This is a genomic window from Devosia sp. 67-54, from assembly GCF_001899075.1.
GTDB lineage: Bacteria > Pseudomonadota > Alphaproteobacteria > Rhizobiales > Devosiaceae > Devosia_A.
Genome location: NZ_MKVA01000006.1, coordinates 277549 through 294386, shown reverse-complemented (window position 1 = coordinate 294386; position 16838 = coordinate 277549). Strand labels below are relative to the sequence as shown.

The window sequence follows — 16838 nt, the reverse complement described above, 5'->3', positions numbered from 1 at the left end:
CTACCACAGGCGGGCCGTCAAGGCATGACGAGACAACAATCCTGCACTTCGGCAACGAAAGAGGGCCAGCACCCATGGATGCTGGCCCTCTTGCACTGTCCAGATCGGCCCAGGGGGCCGAAGTAGAACTTACTTCTTGGCGGCCTTCTTGGCCGGCGCCTTCTTGGCAGCGGCTTTCTTCGCCGGAGCCTTCTTGGCGGGAGCCTTCGGGGCGGCGGCCTTCTTGGCGACGGCTTTCTTCGCCGGGGCCTTCTTGGCGGCAGCCTTCTTCGCCGGAGCCTTCTTGGCGGCGGCCTTCTTGGCCGGGGCCTTCTTCGCAGCGGCCTTCTTCACCGGAGCCTTCGCAGCAGTGGCGGGCTTCGCAGCGGTTTTCCTGGCGGCCGGTTTGGCAGTCTTCGACGGGGCTTTGGCAGCGGCCATCGGCATCGACTTGGTGTCACGGGTATCGGTCAAGAGAAGTTCTTCCTTTGTTGGCTGTTAGTTGAGCGGGCGAGCCGCGGCTTGATCATTCCAAATCGCATTGATGCCTTTGACGACGAGGAACAACCCAAAGGCGACAATGCGAACTCTACTACGGCATTGATGAACAAACCGATATTAAGCGCTGCCGTTCAGCCGCCCCGAAGAGGCGGAAAGCGGAACTGCAACGCTGTTCGGTTTGCCCACGACAAACAGGTTCGGAGGCGTCGTGCTGTCCATGCGAGAGATCGGCTACGAGCAGCAGGAGGTCATCGACGAGGGAGGTGACGATGGCACTCGATGCCGCCGCGACGCCGCCGTCCCTGGCGAGGTCGGCGGCATTGCCCTTGCTAGCGAAGTCTCGGAACTCGAACAGCGACACTGGACCCTCTGCGGTCTGTCCACTCACTGGCGTCGCCGACCCTCCCGGCGGCACCCTGCAAATCAAGAGATTCGCATTGCGCGGAGAATCACGCAAAGCGCGGCGGAAAGCAATGGTCCGACTTAGTGTCAACTTGCCCGGCGGGCGGCGGGGAACGATAGTCCTTCCATCGCCGCTCTAGAATGTCGACCGGCGGACGACTGGAACACGATCATGCACCCCGAGCAAGCCACCGACGCCAGCCTCAGCCAGGCGGTCGACTTCATCCCCGAAGGACTGGCCGTGTTCGATGCCGATCTGCACCTGGTGGTGTCCAACCGGCGCTACCGGGAACTGCTCGATCTGCCTGCCCGGCTGGTGGCAGCTGGAACCGCGCTCTATGATATCGCGCTCTACATCGCCAAGCGCGGCGATCTGGGCGCGGGAGACCCGGCGCGGCTCGCGGCGGAGCGGGTGGAAACGCTCACAAGCACACCCCGCTCGATCTCGCAACGCCTTGGAAAACAAGGGCAAACGCTGGAGTTTCACTCGGCGAGACTGCCCGATGGCGGGCTGGTCGTCAGCTTCTCCGACGTGAGCAAAAGGATGGATGCGGAGGTGGCGCTGGAGCGTGCCAACGCGACCCTGGAGGGCCGGGTGGCGGAGCGCACGGCGACCCTGCTGAGGGTCAATTCCGAGCTCGACAGCGCACGCAAGAAAGCCGATGCCGCCAACCGCGACAAGACCCGGTTCCTGGCTGCCGCCAGCCACGACCTGCTGCAGCCGCTGAACGCGGCGCGACTCTACACCGCGACCCTGATCGAGCGGGCGCGGGAGAAGGAGATGGGGGCGCTGGCCCACTCGATCGAGGCCTCGCTAAATGCTGTGGAAGAAATCATGTCGGCCCTGCTCGACATGTCGCGGATCGACTCCGGAGCGCTCCGGCCGGTGGCGGCGCCGTTCCAGATTCGCGATCTGATCCGCAAGGCGGGGGTGGAGTTCGCCCCCCTCGCCGAGGAAAAGTCGGTGCATCTGCGGCTGGTCGATTCCACCGCGGTGGTCAATGCCGACCGCGCGCTGGTCGGCCGGATCGTGCAGAACCTCGTCTCCAACGCCATCAAGTACACCCGCCCCGGCGGCCGGGTGCTGGTCGGGTGCCGGCGGCGCGGCAGCCGGGTGCGGCTCGACGTGGTCGACACCGGCATCGGCTTTTCGCGCGAGCAGCACCAATTGCTGTTCGCGGAATTTTCGCGGCTGGAACAAGGCGCCCGGATGGCGCAGGGGCTCGGCCTCGGGCTGTCGATCGTCGAACGCCTGGTGGCGGCGATGGGGCTGACGCTCGAATTGAGCAGCGTCGAGGGCAAGGGCTCGCGCTTTTCGCTCTATCTGCCGCGCGGCAAGATCGAGCGTCCGGAGGCGAGCGAGGGCGAACGCGCCGGCGACGCGGCGAGCCTCACCGGACTGAGGATCCTGTGCGTCGACAACGAGCGGGCGGTGCTCGATGCGATGGAGGGACTGCTGCGCGGCTGGGGCTGCGACGTGCGTTCGGCGCGCTCGCTGCGCGACATCGACCGCGACCAGATCCTGGTCGGCTGGCTGCCCGACCTGGTGCTGATGGACTACCATCTCGACCAGACCTCCGGGCTCGATGCGGTGGAATGGCTGAGGCACAATGTGGGGGGGCATCTGCCGGCGGCGCTGGTCACCGCCGACCGCACCGCGGCGGTGCGGACACTGGCCGAGGAACGCGGCATCGCCGTCGTCACCAAGCCGGTGAAACCGGCAGCGCTCAGGGCCGCGATCAGCGGCCTTGCGACGCAAAGACCGCTGAAATCGCCGCGAAAAGGCTAGGAAGATTGTCTTTGCGGGGTGTTGCGGAGGGCGCTCGCTTGCCGCTGCAGGCAGAATTTCCGGCTACGCTCAGGCCGATCGGCCGCTAGAGCAGCGCCTCGAACTGGCCCTGTTCGATGCGGGACGCGGCGATCACCGCCTGGGTGCGGCTGTCGACGTCGAGCTTCTGCAGGATGGAGGAGACGTGCGCCTTCACCGTCGCCTCCGAGATCGACAGCTCGTAGGCGATCTGCTTGTTCATCAAGCCATCGCTCAGCATCATCAGCACCCGGATCTGCTGCGGCGTCAGGGTGGCGAGGCGGCGGATGAAGTCGGTCTGCTCGTCGTCGCCGCCCAGATTGACCCCGTCGGGCACGAAGACCTCGCCGCGGAGCACGGTGTCGATGGCCGCCCGGATGTCGGCCGGGCCCACCGATTTGGGCAGGTAGCCGGCGGCACCGAGCTCGAAGGTGCGGCGGATCACCTTCACATCCTCGACCGCCGAGATGATCATCACCGGCACTTCGGGATATTGCGCCCGCAGCAGCAGCAGGCCGGAAAAGCCGTGCGCGCCGGGCATGTTGAGGTCGAGCAGCACCAGGTCGCAATCGCGATCGGCCTCGAGCGCGGCGCCCAGCGCCGCCAGGTCGCCGGCCTCCTCGACGCGCGCCGCGCCGCTGGCGCCGGTGAGCGTCTGGCTCAGGGCGGCGCGGAACAGCGGGTGGTCGTCGACGATAATGATGCGGCTCATGGTTCCCTCTCCTTAGCGCGCGCCGACGCCGCCGACCAATGCCACTTAGGACGAAGGACGCCGGGCCGGGCAGTCGGCCCCGATCCACGGACGCGCGGCGGCCCGAGCATTTTGCTTGCCGTTGCAAAATGCATCACCGCTTAACGCGTTCTTTACCATGTTCTTTAACAGTGCCGGCTGAGCCCGACCGCGTATTTGCCGGGGCGGGCGTCCTTTCCAGGTGCTTGGGATATCTCCATGGCCCGCGCGTATCAGCAATCCCAGCCGGTCGGCGACGATCGCGACCACAGCCCCGCCGAATGGCAATCGCTTCGACAAGAGCTGATGGTGCTGCTCGATCAGGTGGACGACCAGGTGGCACGGTCGCGCGGCGGCGAGCGGCCGCGCGAGGCGGCGTTCGCCGATGCGCCCAACGAGGCCCGGCATCGCGACGCGCTGCGCTCGGTGCAGCGCGCCATCACCCGCTTCGAGGAGCCGGCGCCAGCGCCGATGCCGGCCAATCCGCGCGACAGCCTGCAGGCGGCGATCAACCAGATTCGCGCCAGCCAGGGCGCCGGCCGCGCCCGCGTGGCGCCGCAGCCGGCCGCCAACCAAGCGCCGGCCACGCCTGCCCCCGCCCCCCGCGCCGCCGATCCGGCGCCGCTGTTCGACAAGCTGGCGCAATCGGTCAACGGGCTCAGCGGCCGGCTCGAAAAGCTCGAGGGCGAGATCAAGGCGCAGATCAAGACCGGCGCCAATGTGAAGGACGTCGCCGACCAAGTGGCGCAACTCGCGCATGTGGTGGAATTGCTGGCCGGCGCAGTGGGCGAGACCGGCCAGGTGAAGCGGCTCGAAGGACAGATCGCCTCGCTCGGCCGCATCATGTCGCAGGGCCGCGAGATGGACATCCAGACGCTGACGCGGCGGCTCGACGACGTGGCCGCGACGGTCGGCAAGCTGGCGGAACTGCAGGTGCATTATGCCGACCGGGTGCAGAACCCGGTCGAGAGCCAGGCCTTCCAGGACGGCATGCGCTCGATCGAAGAGAGCGTGCGCGCCGTCTATGACCGCATCGACTCGCTCGAGCGGCAGCGCTCGCTGTCGCCCGCCGATCTCGACCACCTCAGCGCGCAGATGGCGCGGTTCACCGACGCGCTCGCCGATGGACAGCAGCAGCCGACGCATCTGGTGGAGCTGGTCGACGCGCTCAACACCCGCATCGGCGACCTCGAGAGCGGCGACCGCCTGCTGCACGGCTTGCGCAAGGATCTGTCGGCGCTGCGCGATACGGTGATCGTGGCCATCGCGCCGCGCTTCGAGGCCATCGAAGAGCGCATCGAGACGCTGTCGACGCGCGAGGACATGGCCGAGATCGGCCGGCAGATCGGCGCGCTGGGCGACCGCATCGGCGAGCGGCCGATCGATCCGGGCCTCGGCCAGCTCGAGGCGCAGGTGCGGCTGCTGGTGGCGCGCATGGACCAGACCGGCGAGCAGCTTTCGGGCCTCGCCAAGCTGTATTCGTCCGAGCCGGCGCAGGTGATGATGCCGGATTTCGACGCGGTGGCCGACCTCGTCGCCACGCGCACCGCCGAGGCGGTGCAGCGGCAGACGCCGGCCAGCGTCGCACCGGCGGTGGACCCGGCGATCAACGACACCATCGCGCGGCTCGAAGAGCGCATCGGCGCCATGCTGGGCTCGATGCAGCGCGACCCCGAAGTGGACGCCGTCGACGGCATGCAGGCCGGCATCAACGAGGTCAACGAGCGGCTGAAGCGGCTCGAGGCGTCGCTGCTCGACCGGTCGACCCCGCGCTCCGAAAGCCCGGTGCAGCAATCCGATCTCGCGGCGATCATCGCCGATGCGGAAGCGGAGATGCCCGCTCCGGCGGCGATGCCGCGCGGCCGCGTCGATGCCATGCCGCGCAGCCCGGCGGAGGATGCGCCGCTGGTGGCGCCGGCGTTCCCCGAGCCCAGCGGGCCGGTGGCGCAGGCGCTCGAGGCCAAGAACGGACCGCGCAAGCGCCATCCGGGCCTCGACGAGGATATGTCGATGGCGGCGCGCTACGACCGGCCGGCGGCGCCGATGCCGCCGATCGGCTTCGATCCGGAAAAGGTCGAGCTGCCGGCGGCGCCGCAGCCCAGCCTCGACTTCGGCGACAGCGGCGCACCCAAGGCCGTCGTGGCGCCCGAGCCGGCGCCGGCGACCCCGGCGCGGACCAACACCTTCATCGAAGCGGCGCGGCGCGCGGCGCAGCGGCAGATGGCGAGCAAGCCGGAGCCGCAGCCGTCCAATTCGCTGATCGGGCGGGCGCTGGCGCGCTTCCAGCCGGGACCGGCGGCCGAGGTGAAGCCGGAGGCGCCGGCGAAGCCCGAGACGCCGACGAAGGCCGAGGCGAAAGCCATGGCACGCAAGAAGCGCCTGCTGGCCGGCGACAAGCCGGCGCGCACCGAGTTCAAGGCCGAGCCGGCGCCGGTCGCGGCCGTTTCCGCGCCGGCCGCCTCACTCGAGCCGAGCATCGCGGCCGATGCTCCGGCACCCAAGGCCGAGGCGACCGAGAGTTTCCTCAGCCGGCACCGCAAGGCGATCCTGCTGGCCGCTGCGGTGGTGGCGCTCGGCTTCCTCACCGTCAATTTCGTGGCGCAGCGCCTCAACAGCGAAGACGCGGGACAGACGCCTGCTCCGGCTCCGGCCGCCGATGCGGCGCCGGCGACGACCGGCGATATCGGCAATGCACCGATGGCGCCGGTGCTGGGCACCGAGACGATCCCGCCGCGCGTCATTCCGATGGCCGATGCCTCGATCAAGACTGGGTCGATCGGCAGCACCACGGCGCAGGGCTTCACCAAGGACGCGACGCCGGCGATGCCGAGCGCCTTCGCCGCGGCGACGCAGCTCGCCAATGCCGACCCGGCGACGACCGTGCCGGCCGTGGCGCCGCTGACGCCGGAGACGCCGAGCCCGGTGAAGGTGGAGATGCCGCCGGAAAATGTCGGACCGCTGGATTTGCGCACCGCCGCCGCCAATGGCGACGCCCGGGCGCAGTTCGAGGTGGCCGCGATCTACACCGAAGGCCGCGCCGTGCCGCAGGACTACAAGGCGGCGGCGACCTGGTACGAGCGCGCCGCGGCGCAGGGCTTCGCGCCGGCGCAATACCGGCTGGGCAGCCTGTACGAGAGCGGCGACGGGGTCAGCAAGGACCTCAACACCGCCAAGCTCTGGTACGAGCGCGCCGCGGAAGCGGGCAACCGCATGTCGATGCACAATCTCGCCGCGCTCTACGCCGGCGGGCAGCTCGGCAAGCAGCAATTCGATTCCGCCGCCAAATGGTTCGAGGAAGCGGCCAAACGCGGCCTCACCGACAGCCAGTTCAACCTCGGCATGCTCTATGCCCGGGGCCTCGGCGTGCCGCAGAACATGGCGGATTCCTACAAATGGTTCTCCATCGCGGCGCTGAGCGGGGACAAGGATGCGATCAAGGCACGCGACGACATCGCCCGCTCGCTCGATGCCGCAACCGTCGCCAAGGTCACGGCCGAGGTGAACGCCTTCAAGCCCGAGAGCATCGATCTCGCGGCCAATTTCGCGCCCATCGGCAGCTGGAGCAAGAATTTCGACCCCGGCGAGACGATCACCACGCACGACATCGTCGCCAGCGTGCAGAAGGCGCTGGGCAAGCTCGGCTACGACGTCGGCACGCCGGACGGCATCGCCGGCAAGAAGACGCAGGATGCAATCAAGGCGTTCGAGGGCGCGACGGGCATGTCGCAGGTGGGCCAGATCAACCCGCGGCTGCTCGCCGTGCTCGGCAGCCAGCCGGTGTGACTTGCCCCCGGTCGCATTGTCGTCGAAAGTGGCGGCGATGGTGAACGTCTGAACCATCAGGGGGCGCGGAAAACCGCTGCCCCCTTCCAGACTTTGATCCCCTCGTTCGCGGGCTGAAAACGGCTCGCGGTCGGAAGGCCCGCCTTGCAGATCTATCTGCCGATCGCCGAACTCTCGATGAACCTCTTCTTCCTGATCGGAATCGGAGGGGCGGTCGGCTTCCTATCGGGCCTGTTCGGGGTGGGCGGCGGCTTCCTGCTGACGCCGCTGCTGATCTTTGCCGGCGTGCCTTCGCCGGTGGCGATCGCCTCGGTCACCGGGCAGGTGGCGGCCTCATCGACCTCGGGCGCGCTCAGCTATTACCGGCGCAACGCCATCGATCTGCACCTGGCGCTCTACCTGATCCTTGCCAGCACCATCGGCTCGATGATCGGTGTGGGCATCTTCACGCTGCTGCGCGCCGCCGGGCAGCTCGACCTGTTCATCTCGTTCGCCTACCTGCTGCTGCTGGGCTTTCTCGGTTCGCTGATGCTGACCGAGGCGGTGCGCTCGATCCTCAAGCGGCGGAGCGGCGCGACGGTGCCCGACAAGCTGCCGAGCCAGCATAGCTGGATGCACCGGCTGCCGATGCGCATCCGCTTCAAGAAATCGCGGCTCTATATCTCGGTGCTGCCGGTGCTGGCGATCGGACTGTTCATCGGCATCGTCGGGGCGCTGCTCGGCGTCGGCGGCGGCTTCATCCTGGTGCCGGCGCTGGTCTACCTGCTGCGCGTTCCCGCCAATGTGGTGGTCGGCACCTCGCTGCTGCAGGTGGTGGCGATGATGTGCGTGACCATGGTGCTGCAGATCCTCACCAGCCAGAGCGTCGACATCCTGCTCGCCTTCTGCCTGATGGTGGGCGGCACGGTGGGGGCGCAGTTCGGCGCCTCGGCCGGCAAATATCTGCGCGGGGACCAGCTCCGGGCGCTGCTGGCACTGCTGGTGCTCGCCGTCGCCATCCGCTTCGGGCTGACGCTGGTGCTGACCCCGTCCGATCCGTTCTCGACGGCGGTGCTGACCGCGGGAGGCGCGGGTTGAGACGGCTGCTGCTCGCTTTGCTGCTGATCGCCTTCGCCGCGCCCGCCGGCGCCGAAAAGCTCGCCTCGACGGTCTCCAATTCCAACGTGCAGATCACGTCGAGTTTCGACGGCGCGGTGCTGAGCCTGTTCGGCACCATCGAGCCCGACACGCCGGGCACGGCGCTCAATGGTCCCTACAATATCATCGTCATCGTCACCGGGCCGCTGCAGGACTGGGTGACCCGGCTCAAGACCAACAATTTCGGCATCTGGAGCAATACCGAACAGGTGACGTTCAAGCAGTTCCCCTCGTTCTACAACGTGCTGGCGAGTGGCAAGCTCGACAACATCGCCAGCGCGGAAGTGCTGAGCGCCGAGAACGTGCTGCCGATCTCGCAGGCGCTCGCCACCTCGGCGCAGGGCCCGACCGAGATGGCGACCCGCTTCGGCAGCGAGCTGGTGCGGCTGATGACCGAGGACGGGCATTTCGCGGTGCGCGAGGACGGCGTGCGCTTTCTCAGCAACACCGCCTATGTGGCGCAGATCACGCTGCCCAGCGACGTCGCCAACGGGCCGTTCCTCGCCCACACGCTGGTGCTCAAGGACAAGCAGGTGGTGGCCGAGCGCTCCGAGGGGTTCACCGTGCGCAAGAGCGGGTTCGAGAATTTCGTGTTCGTCGCCAGCCGCCAGCAGCCCCTGCTCTATGCCATCGTCTGCGTGATCCTGGCGCTCGGCACCGGCTGGCTCGCCGGCGTGGTGTTCCGGCGGTAGCGGGCTAGACGTCCGATTGACGCGGGTTCCGGTGGGTGGGGGCCAGAGTCCCGTGACCCCGTTCAAGGCCAGGCGCTATGCGCCGGCGACGAGCCGGCGCGGGCTCACCGGATAGAGCCGGTTGCGGCCGAGCATGGTGACTTCGAGCGCAGCGTGGTCGAACAGGCCGTGAAAGTCCGGGCCGAGGATGTTCATGCTGCCGGTGCCGGCGCCGTAAGCGGGCAAGAGCAGCAGGCGGCCGTCATGCACGAAGCAGGGACGGCGGGTGCCGTGGCCGTTGGCGACGACGGTCGCCGCCGGATGCAGGTGGCCGGCGATGGTGGCGCGGCCGCCACTGCGCTTCGGCTCGTGCACCAGGGTCAGGCCGCGATGCTCCAGCATCTCGACGCAGATGCCGCCCAGCGCATGCGGCAGCGGATCGTGGTTGCCGCTGAGCCAGGTCCAGTGGGCGCGGCCGAGCAGTGCCAACAGCCGCAGCCGGTCGGCATCGAGCAGCGTGTCGACACCGTCGTTGCGATGGAAGCTGTCGCCGAGCGAGACGACGCGCTCGGCGCGGGTGCGCTCGAGGTCGCGCTCGAGGCGCTTCAGCGTTAGCCCGGTGTCGTAGGGCGGCAGCATCTGGCCGCGGCGGGCGAAAGAGGAGAATTTCTCGAGATGCAGATCGGCGACGAGCAGCATCGATTCGGCGCGCCAGAACAGGGCGCCCGACACCAAAGGCTCGAAGGTATGGCCGGCGAAGTGAAGGAGCACCACCGGGTCCTCACTTTGCCACGCGGCGGCGGCTGCCGCGCTGCCTGCGCTCATCGTTCTGCCCGCTCCGTTTGGGCGGCGGCGGCACCGCGATCCGCTTGCCGGACGCCGGCGCCTGGCCCATCGCCTCGCGCATCAATTCGTCGGCGGCATCGGCCATGACGCTTTCGCGGGCCTCGCCGAAGATCGGCGTCTTGCCGATATCGAGCAGGATCGGTACCGCGAGCGGGGAGATTCGGTCGAGAGGCTTGTGCACGATGTGATCGCGGATGCGGCGCAGCATCTGCCCCAGCCGCTCGATGTCGAGCAGGCCGCGGGCGGCGTCGCGGCGGGTCGCCTGGATCAGGATGTGGTCGGGCTCGTGTTCGTAGAGCACGTCGTAGATGACGTCGGACGACACGGTGACCTGCCGGCCGGTCTTTTCCTTGCCCGGATGGCGGCGTTCGATCAGGCCGGAGATGATCGCCGCGTTGCGAAAGGTGCGGCGCATCAACTGGCTCTCGTGCAGCCACTCCTCGAGGTCGTCGCCGAGCATCTCTTCGGCGAACAGCTCGGCGAGCGACAGCCGGCCGGTGCGGATGAGCCCGCCGAAATCACCCAGCCCCCAGATGGCGAGCGAATAATCGGAGGCGACGAAGCCGAGCGGGCGGGCGCGGGCGCGTTCGAGCCGCCGCGTCAGCAGCATGCCCAATGTCTGGTGCGCGAGGCGGCCTTCGAAGGGATAGCAGACCATGTAGTTGACGGTGCCGCGCGGAAACGTCTCGACCAGCATGGAGTCGGGCGGCGGCAGGATTGATGCCTCGTGCTGCAGGCGCAGCCAGTCGCTCACCTGGTCGGGCAGCCGGCGCCAGTTGCCGGGATCGCTGAGCAGCCGTCTCACGCCGTCGGCAAGATAGGTCGAGAGCGGAAACTTGCCGCCCATATAGGACGGGATTTTCGGATCGGTGGCGGTGGAGCGCGAGACGTAGGCCTCGGTTTCGAACATGCCTTCATAGGCCACGATCTCGGAGCCGAAGACGAAAGTGTCGCCGCGCACCAGCTGGTCGATGAAGTACTCTTCCAGCTCGCCGAGCACCCGGCCGTAGCGGCCGATGGGGCCGGTGGCCGAGCCGGTCTTGAAGCCGCGGCCCTTGACCAGCCGCACCCTGACCATCGGGTCTTCGATGATGGTGCCGACGTTCAGCCGGTATTGCTGCGCGATTTGCGGATTGGCGATGCGGAACCGGCCTTCGGGCGTCTGCCTGAGCTTGGCGTAGCGCTCGTAGGCGCGCAGCGCGTAGCCGCCGGTGGCGACGAAATCGAGCACCCGCTCGAAGGTCTCCCAGCTCAGCTCGCGATAGGGCCAGGCGCGGTGCACTTCCTCAAAGAAGGCGACGGGGTCGAGCGGGGCGGCGCAGGCCATGCCGAGCGCATGCTGAGCGAGCACGTCGAGACCGCCGACGCTGGGGTCCTCGCTGTCCTGCGCGCCGCGTTCCACCGCTTCGAGCGCCGCCTCGCATTCGAGCACTTCGAAGCGGTTGGAGGGCACGAAGATGGCCTTGCTCGGCTCGTCCATGCGGTGGTTGGAGCGGCCGATGCGCTGCAGCATGCGGCTCGCGCCCTTGGGGGCGCCGACCTGCACCACGAGATCGACGTCGCCCCAGTCGATGCCGAGATCGAGCGTCGAGGTGCAGACCACCGCCTGCAGCTTGCCGGCGACCATGGCGCTTTCGACCTTGCGCCGCTGCTCGACGGCGAGCGAGCCGTGATGCAGCGCGATGGCGAGGCCGTCGTCGTTGATGGCCCAGAGGTTCTGGAACAGCATCTCGGCCTGCGAGCGGGTGTTGACGAAGAGCAGCGTGGTGCGGTGCTGCTTGATGATCTCGTAGAGCTCAGGGACGGCGTAAAGAGTGGAGTGGCCCGCCCACGGCACATGCTGGCCCGAGGCGAGGATGGAGAGATCGGGCCTCGCGCCGCCGGCGCCGAACAGCAGGTCGGTTTCGGCGCCGGGCAATGGCGCCGCGATCCAGTCGCGCAGGAGGTCGGGGCGCGCCACGGTGGCCGACAGCGCGGTGATCCTCAGACCCGGCGCGTAGGTCGCGATCCGCGCGATGTCGAGCGACAGCAGCTCGCCGCGCTTGTTGGTGACCATCGAGTGCAATTCGTCGAGGACGATGCGGCGCAGCCCGGAAAAGAAACGGGCGCTGTCCTCGTGGCTGAGCAGCAGGGCGAGCTGCTCGGGCGTGGTCAGCAGCACGTTGGGCGGGTCGCGGCGCTGCCGGGTGCGGCGCGACGCCGGGGTGTCGCCGGTGCGCGTCTCGACACTTACCGGCAAATGCATCTCGTCGATGGGCGTGCCGAGGTTGCGGGCGACGTCGACGGCCAGCGCCTTGAGCGGCGATATATAGAGTGTGTGGAGACCCTGCCGCGGCGCGTGCGCGAGGTCGTTGAGGGTGGGCAGGAATCCGGCCAGCGTCTTGCCGGCGCCGGTCGGCGCGATCAGCAGCGCCGAGGCATCGCGGTCCCAGCTCGCCAGCACGTCGAGCTGGTGCCGGCGCGGCGACCAGCCCTTGGCAGCGAACCAGCCGGCGATGGTGGGATGCAGGGACACGCGGAGGCACTCGGTGGAGCGTCAAAGATAGTGCTGCGCGGTGGAAAGGCAAAATCGGCTGGCGCCGGGTCCCTGCCTGCTAGTCCCAGCACGCCCGCGCAATGTCCCGCAGCTGCAGCGATTCTTCCCAGCGATCGGTCAAATCGCGGCCGTCGGCGCCGGCAATGGCGTAAGGCTGCGGGCCGAGCTCGCACAGGAAGGTGAGCTCGGCGTCGGGACCGGAGCGCCGGCGCCAGTCGGCGAAGCCGTGCCGCCACCAGCGGGTAAACTGCTCGGTCCAAGGGCGTGCCCAGGCGAAGCCGAGCGGAATCTGCACCTGCTCGGAACTGGCGACGCGGCCGTGATAGGCCTCGGCGTGCGCCAGTACCGCCTTCACCTGCGTGTCGGCTTCGGCCGAGACCGGCAGCTCGATCTCGCGGCCGACGACATAGTGCGAGATGTCCGCCGTGAGGCGCAGGCCGGGCAGCGCATCGATGAGGTCGAGCGTCACCAGGAGATCGTTGGTGAGGCGGCCGCGATGCGTCTCGAAATTGACCGGGAACGCCACCTGGCCGGCGAGGCGCTGCCAGCCCTCGAGCGTGGCGACGGCATCGCGCAGGGCGCGCGGCCGGGTATTGGGCTGGACGTTGAGATGGTGCAGGCCGAACTCGGCGCCCCAATCCAGCGCCGGCTGCAATTCATCCACCGTGGCCGGCAGCGCCAGCCCCTCGACGATCAGCCCATGGTCGCGGGCGATGGCCGCAACCTCGCGCGCCCCGGCGCGGTCGATCCATAGCGCGCCGATGCCGTCGAAACCGGCCGCGGCAATGCGCGCGACGGCGTCGGCGAGACGCGGCTCGGAGCCCGAGCGCGGGTTCTGCATGGCCCACAGCGACTGGAGGATGAGCAGCTTTTGCATTCCGTGCTGATACCACGTAGTGGAGCGGCATGGAGCAGGAACCGCAATCCCTGTCGCTGACGCCGGACGCCGCGCTGGCGCTGCTGCGGCGCGAGGCCGAGGCGCTGCTGGCGCAGCCCGGCCGGCGCGTGCTCGGCATTGCCGGCGGACCGGGGACCGGCAAGTCGACGATGGCGCAAAGGCTGGCGGCGGAGTTGGGCGGAGTGGCCGCCTATGTGCCGATGGATGGCTTCCACATGAAGCATGCCAAGCTCGAGAGCCTCGGTACCGCCGCCGACAAGGGCATGCCGCACACCTTCGAGGGGGCCGCCTTCGCCGACTTCCTCATGCAATTGAAAGCAGCCACCGCCGACCTCGCCGGCCCCGGCTATTCGCGCAAGATCGAGGACGTGGTGGACGAGGCGTTCGTCGTTCCGGCAACCACGCGGTTGCTGGTGGTCGAGGGCAATTACCTGCTGCTCGCCACCGCGCCGTGGTGGCGGGTGCGGCCGCTGCTCGACCGCGCGATCTTCCTTGCGGTGCCGCGCGAGCTGGTGCGGGCGCGGCTGATGAAGCGGCACGCCGAAGAGGGCCTGTTCACCGAGGCGCGCAACCGCGCCCATATCGAGCGGGTCGACCTCGTCAATTACGACACGGTGATGCGGTCGCGGCCGCGCGCCGACATTGCCATCGACATCGTCACGGCGGACTGAGATGACGCGCCCGACCTTCCCCTTCGAGGTGACCAGCCGCGATGTGTTCCGCATCGCCATCCCCGCCTCGCTCGCCTTCATCACCGAACCGCTGGTCGGCTTCACCGACATCACGGTGATCGGGCGGCTGGGCGACGCCGACCGGCTGGGCGGGCTGGTGCTGGGTGCGCTGGTGTTCGACTTCCTGTTCTCGCTCGCCTATTTCCTCAGGATCGGCACCGCCGGACTCACCGCGCAGGCGATCGGCGCGCGCGACCCGCGCGAGGGCCTGCTGCACGCGGCCCGGGCGCTGGTGCTGGCCGCCATCATCGGCGTGCTGATGATCGCGCTGAGCCCGCTGCTGTTCTGGATTGCCGAGATCTCGCTGGCGCCGCAGGGCGGCGTGCGCGATGCGCTGGCGCTCTATTTCTACATCCGCATCTGGGGCGCGCCGCTGGTGCTCATCAACTACGTGATGCTGGGCTGGTTCTATGGCCGCGCCGCGGCCACCACCGGAATGACCATCCAGATCCTGCTGCACGGGGTGAACATCGTCGCCTGCGTGGTGTTCGTCTATGTATTCCACTGGGGCGTCGCCGGCGCCGGCTTCGGCACGCTGCTGGGCGAGCTGGTGGCGACGGTCGCCGGGCTGGCGCTGTTCGTGCGCAAGTTCGGCGGCGTGCGGCCGCTGCTGGCGCACATCAAGCCGGGCGAGCTGCACGAGGTGCAGGCGCTGAAGCGGCTGGTCGGGCTCAACCGCGACCTGATGATCCGCTCGGCGGCGCTGATGACGGCCTATGCCTGGTTCGCGGCGCAAGGCTCGCGCATGGGCGAGATCCAGCTCTCGGCCAATGCGGTGCTGCTCAACCAGCTGATGATCATCGCCTACTTCCTCGACGGCATCGCGCAGGCGGCCGAGCAGCTCAGCGGCAAGGCGCTCGGCGCGAACTGGCGGCCGGCATTCGAGCGCGCCTACGCCCTCTCCTTCCGCGCCGGCCTGCTGATCTCGGTGGGGCTGGGGCTGCTGTGGTATTTCGGCGGCGACTCCCTCACCGCGCTGATGACCACCAACGAGGAGGTGCGGCACGCGGCGCACCAATATCTCTGGATCGCGGCGCTGGCGACGCTCACCTTCATGCCGGCCATTCTCTATGACGGGCTGCTGATCGGGCTGACGCAGAACGTGCTGATGCGCAACGGCATGGTTGCGTCGCTGGTGGTGTTCATGGTCGCCGCGCTGGTGCTCAAGATGCCGCTGGGCAATCTCGGGCTGTGGCTGTCGCTGCATCTGTGGTTCGTGGCGCGCGGCGCGTTCTACTGGTGGTCGCTGGAGCGGCGGCGGGCGACGCTATTTGCGTGAAGCCCACTCGCCGGTCTTCGTGCCCACCAGTTCGCTGATATTGGTCTTGCCGGCATTGCGCACGGCTGCCGTCAGGCCGCGCTTGATGCGTTCGAGCAAATCGAGGCCGCCGAAGACCAGCGCCGAATAGAGCTGCACGGCGTTGGCGCCCGCCTCGAATTTGGCGAGCGCGCTCTGCGGCGAATGGATGCCGCCGACGCCGATGATGGGCAGGCTGGTGCGCTGCCGCATCTGCGCCAGGCGGACGGTGGCGAGGTCGAACAGCGGCTTGCCGCTGAGCCCGCCGCTCTCGGAGGCGTTCTCGAGTCCGGCGACCATGTCGCGGCGGATGGTGGTGTTGGAGACGATGAGGCCGTCGAGGTCGGTGGTCGCGATCACCCTGGCGATGGCGTCGAGACCGGCCTCATCGAGATCCGGCGCGATCTTGAGGAACACCGGCACGCGCACCGGCGCTTGCGCGCGCACCGTCAGCACCGCATGCAGCAGCCGCTGCAGCGCCTCCTCCTGCTGCAGGTCGCGCAGGCCCGGCGTGTTGGGCGACGAAATGTTGACGGTGAGGTAGTCGGCGATGCCGGCGAAGCGGGCGGCACCCCTGGCGTAGTCGGCGGTGAAATCGGCACTGTCCTTGTTGGCGCCGATGTTGATGCCGAGCGCCGCCGGCACGCGCACGCCGTGCAACCGGCGATACATTTCGTCGTGGCCGGCATTGTTGAAGCCCATGCGGTTGACGACACCCTCGGCGCCGCCGACGCGGAACAGCCGCGGCTTCGGATTGCCCGCCTGCGGGCGTGGCGTGACGGTGCCCACTTCGACCAGCCCGAAGCCCATCAGCGCCAGCGGCCGCGGCACCTCGCCATTCTTGTCGAAGCCGGCCGCCATGCCGACCGGATTTTTGAGCTCGAGGCCGGCGAGCAGCGTCTTCAATTCCGGCGGATCGGGATCGGCCTGCTCCGGCGCGAGCCCGAGGCGCAGCGCGTTGATAGTGGCGCCATGCGCGGTCTCGGGGTCCATCTTCAGCAGGCTGTCGCGGGTGAGGCTCGCGAGCAGCGGCACCCGGAGCAGCGGCGAAAGCGCCGACAGGATCATGCGATCCAATCCGGCAGCGCCAGGGCACCGTCGGCGGCCACCGAGACCGTCACCTGCCGGCCGATGGCCGCGGTGCCGAGCGGCCCGTAATGATGCGGGAACATCTGGCCGCCGCGCGACGCCTCCCAGCGCAGCCCCGGCCCCATGTCGGCAGGGCGGACGGCAAAGACCACGAGGTCGGACTGCCCGGCAAAATGCAGCCGGAGCGTGTCGCGCAGTTGCGCGGCGGTGGAGAAATGGATGAAGCCGTCCTTCAGGTCGACCGGCATCTGCGGAAACGCGCCGGCCGCCGCGGCGGCGTCGAAAGCGGCGCGGGTGACGATCTTGTAGACGAAGTCCGGATTGGGCATCGGCGTGGACGTCCGTGTAGGTTCGGCGGGAGGCTTATCCCGGCCGATGGACGGCGCAAAGCCTTTACAGGACGACAAGCACGGATTAATACATAGGACTTC

The 16838-nt window shown here is 68.6% G+C and carries 13 protein-coding genes and 1 pseudogene; 6 read left to right on the top strand and 8 right to left on the bottom strand.

Annotation, left to right across the window (positions count from 1 at the left end):
- Nucleotides 1-129 precede the first annotated feature (129 nt).
- Nucleotides 130-453, bottom strand: coding sequence for a histone H1-like repetitive region-containing protein (locus BGO82_RS12690; RefSeq protein WP_291305968.1), 324 nt, complete (start codon nucleotides 451-453; stop codon nucleotides 130-132).
- Nucleotides 454-571: 118 nt separating this feature from the next.
- Nucleotides 572-841 carry an MscL family protein gene (locus tag BGO82_RS12685; RefSeq protein ID WP_291305967.1) on the bottom strand — a complete coding sequence of 90 codons (270 nt, stop codon included), beginning with the start codon at nucleotides 839-841 and terminating at the stop codon, nucleotides 572-574.
- Between the two features lie 213 nt (nucleotides 842-1054).
- Between BGO82_RS12685 and BGO82_RS12680 the strand changes: the two genes are divergently transcribed.
- Nucleotides 1055-2671 (top strand): PAS-domain containing protein, encoded by a 1617-nt coding sequence (locus BGO82_RS12680; protein WP_291305966.1) that lies wholly within the window; start codon nucleotides 1055-1057, stop codon nucleotides 2669-2671.
- Between the two features lie 85 nt (nucleotides 2672-2756).
- Here the strand turns inward: BGO82_RS12680 and BGO82_RS12675 are convergent, their stop codons facing one another.
- Nucleotides 2757-3401 (bottom strand): response regulator transcription factor, encoded by a 645-nt coding sequence (locus tag BGO82_RS12675; protein WP_291305965.1) that lies wholly within the window; start codon nucleotides 3399-3401, stop codon nucleotides 2757-2759.
- A 237-nt stretch (nucleotides 3402-3638) separates the two neighbouring features.
- Between BGO82_RS12675 and BGO82_RS12670 the strand changes: the two genes are divergently transcribed.
- From BGO82_RS12670 to BGO82_RS12660, 3 genes are all read left to right on the top strand, one after another.
- On the top strand, nucleotides 3639-7202 hold the full coding sequence (locus BGO82_RS12670; protein WP_291305964.1) for an SEL1-like repeat protein: 3564 nt from the start codon (nucleotides 3639-3641) through the stop codon (nucleotides 7200-7202).
- Between the two features lie 144 nt (nucleotides 7203-7346).
- Nucleotides 7347-8279: a sulfite exporter TauE/SafE family protein gene (locus tag BGO82_RS12665; RefSeq protein WP_291305963.1), complete on the top strand. Its 933-nt coding sequence runs from the start codon at nucleotides 7347-7349 to the stop codon at nucleotides 8277-8279.
- Nucleotides 8276-9031: a TIGR02186 family protein gene (locus BGO82_RS12660; RefSeq protein WP_291305962.1), complete on the top strand. Its 756-nt coding sequence runs from the start codon at nucleotides 8276-8278 to the stop codon at nucleotides 9029-9031. The genes BGO82_RS12665 and BGO82_RS12660 overlap by 4 nt, the downstream gene beginning before the upstream one ends.
- Before the next feature lie 75 nt (nucleotides 9032-9106).
- On the opposite strand, the gene pdeM is transcribed toward BGO82_RS12660, so the two are convergent.
- The 3 genes and pseudogenes from pdeM to BGO82_RS12645 form a co-directional block, all read right to left on the bottom strand.
- Nucleotides 9107-9784 carry a ligase-associated DNA damage response endonuclease PdeM gene (gene pdeM, locus BGO82_RS12655; protein ID WP_291305961.1) on the bottom strand — a complete coding sequence of 226 codons (678 nt, stop codon included), beginning with the start codon at nucleotides 9782-9784 and terminating at the stop codon, nucleotides 9107-9109.
- 118 nt (nucleotides 9785-9902) lie between these two features.
- A pseudogene (locus tag BGO82_RS12650) lies at nucleotides 9903-12371 on the bottom strand (ligase-associated DNA damage response DEXH box helicase); the annotation flags it as partial.
- 79 nt (nucleotides 12372-12450) lie between these two features.
- Complete coding sequence (locus BGO82_RS12645) at nucleotides 12451-13269, bottom strand: sugar phosphate isomerase/epimerase (protein ID WP_291305959.1); 819 nt, start codon at nucleotides 13267-13269, stop codon at nucleotides 12451-12453.
- Nucleotides 13270-13298: 29 nt separating this feature from the next.
- Between BGO82_RS12645 and BGO82_RS12640 the strand changes: the two genes are divergently transcribed.
- On the top strand, nucleotides 13299-13961 hold the full coding sequence (locus BGO82_RS12640) for a nucleoside/nucleotide kinase family protein (protein ID WP_291305958.1): 663 nt from the start codon (nucleotides 13299-13301) through the stop codon (nucleotides 13959-13961).
- Between the two features lies 1 nt (nucleotide 13962).
- A complete protein-coding gene (locus BGO82_RS12635) occupies nucleotides 13963-15300 on the top strand; it encodes an MATE family efflux transporter (RefSeq protein ID WP_291305957.1) in 1338 nt (445 codons plus the stop codon).
- On the opposite strand, the gene BGO82_RS12630 is transcribed toward BGO82_RS12635, so the two are convergent.
- Together BGO82_RS12630 and BGO82_RS12625 are read right to left on the bottom strand one after the other, a co-directional pair.
- Entirely contained in the window at nucleotides 15289-16386 is a 1098-nt protein-coding gene (locus BGO82_RS12630; RefSeq protein ID WP_291305956.1) for a quinone-dependent dihydroorotate dehydrogenase, read from the bottom strand. The two genes, BGO82_RS12635 and BGO82_RS12630, sit on opposite strands and share 12 nt — an antisense overlap.
- Entirely contained in the window at nucleotides 16383-16736 is a 354-nt protein-coding gene (locus BGO82_RS12625; protein ID WP_291305955.1) for a DUF952 domain-containing protein, read from the bottom strand. The genes BGO82_RS12630 and BGO82_RS12625 overlap by 4 nt, the downstream gene beginning before the upstream one ends.
- Between the last annotated feature and the right edge of the window lie 102 nt (nucleotides 16737-16838).